The following is a 1282-nucleotide window of genomic DNA, read 5'->3' on the forward strand; positions in this document are numbered from 1 at the left end:
ATGGAGCGGACGACGGGAATCGAACCCGCGACCCTCGCCTTGGCAAGGCGATGCTCTACCGCTGAGCCACGTCCGCATATCTGGTGCGCGTGGAGGGACTTGAACCCCCACGTCAAAGACGCTAGATCCTAAGTCTAGTGCGTCTGCCAATTCCGCCACACGCGCACATGTCTTGCATACCTACCCTTTAATACAGGGTAAATGGTGAGCCATGAAGGACTCGAACCTTCGACACCCTGATTAAAAGTCAGGTGCTCTACCAACTGAGCTAATGGCTCAAATGTTTACCATAACCCACGAAAAGTAATGGGAATCTGAATCAAAACATTCACTTCACTTTTTGGGGTAATAATGGCTGGGGATATAGGATTCGAACCTATGCATGACGGAGTCAAAGTCCGTTGCCTTACCGCTTGGCTAATCCCCATTACTTCTAAAGGACAAGTTGTCCATGTAATGACAATATGGTGGAGGCTGAGGGGATCGAACCCCCGACCCTCTGCTTGTAAGGCAGATGCTCTCCCAGCTGAGCTAAGCCTCCATATGTATAAGTCTTCCACTAAGGAACTGTTCTATGCAGAACATTTATGAAAGTGGTGACCCGTAGGGGATACTCATTCTACGAATGAGACTACGATGCCGAAGCTAACGAAGCTATTGCTCCGACGAACCCTAATGGGTTCTCATCCCCACTTGAAGCTGTTTAATGAAAGTGGTGACCCGTAGGGGATTCGAACCCCTGTTACCTCCGTGAAAGGGAGGTGTCTTAACCCCTTGACCAACGGGCCTTATCTTTACTTATGTACTTATTACATGAAGTAAAATAAATGGAGCTCTCAACCGGGATCGAACCGGTGACCTCATCCTTACCATGGATGCACTCTACCTACTGAGCTATGAGAGCATGGCTCCCCGAACAGGACTCGAACCTGTGACAACTCGATTAACAGTCGAGTGCTCTACCAACTGAGCTATCAGGGAATATGTATGCTTGGCGGCGTCCTACTCTCCCAGGACCCTGCGGTCCAAGTACCATCGGCGCTGGAGGGCTTAACGGTCGTGTTCGGGATGGGTACGCGTGGAACCCCTCCGCCATCGCCACCAAACGGGATTTTCCGAGTCATTGCTCTCTGAGTTATCTCAGGTGAATCTCTGACTTCAGAAAAACTAATTCAGGTTTCAGCATCGCCAAATGCTGAAAGCTAGTTCCTTCTAACCGAAGGCTTGCTTCGGAATAGAAATGAGGTTTGCTCCCTGAAAACTAGATACGAAACGAACTTGC

The 1282-nt window shown here is 49.5% G+C and carries 8 tRNA genes and 1 rRNA gene; all 9 read right to left on the reverse strand.

The features are described from left to right. Position 1: 1 nt before the first annotated feature. A tRNA-Gly gene (locus BN6628_RS00005) sits at positions 2-76 on the reverse strand. Between the two features lie 5 nt (positions 77-81). After that, positions 82-165 (reverse strand) — tRNA-Leu (locus BN6628_RS00010). Positions 166-202: 37 nt separating this feature from the next. Further along, a tRNA-Lys gene (locus BN6628_RS00015) sits at positions 203-278 on the reverse strand. Positions 279-352: 74 nt separating this feature from the next. Then, positions 353-427: transfer RNA gene (locus tag BN6628_RS00020), tRNA-Gln, on the reverse strand. Positions 428-465: 38 nt separating this feature from the next. Continuing rightward, a tRNA-Val gene (locus BN6628_RS00025) sits at positions 466-541 on the reverse strand. Between the two features lie 172 nt (positions 542-713). Further along, a tRNA-Glu gene (locus BN6628_RS00030) sits at positions 714-788 on the reverse strand. 40 nt (positions 789-828) lie between these two features. Next, positions 829-904, reverse strand: a tRNA-Thr gene (locus tag BN6628_RS00035). Position 905: 1 nt separating this feature from the next. Then, positions 906-981: transfer RNA gene (locus BN6628_RS00040), tRNA-Asn, on the reverse strand. An 8-nt stretch (positions 982-989) separates the two neighbouring features. Next, positions 990-1106, reverse strand: a 5S ribosomal RNA gene (gene rrf, locus BN6628_RS00045). Positions 1107-1282: the final 176 nt, after the last annotated feature.

Origin of the sequence: Paenibacillus tuaregi (genome assembly GCF_900086655.1) — a bacterium.
In the GTDB taxonomy this organism is placed as follows: domain Bacteria; phylum Bacillota; class Bacilli; order Paenibacillales; family Paenibacillaceae; genus Fontibacillus; species Fontibacillus tuaregi.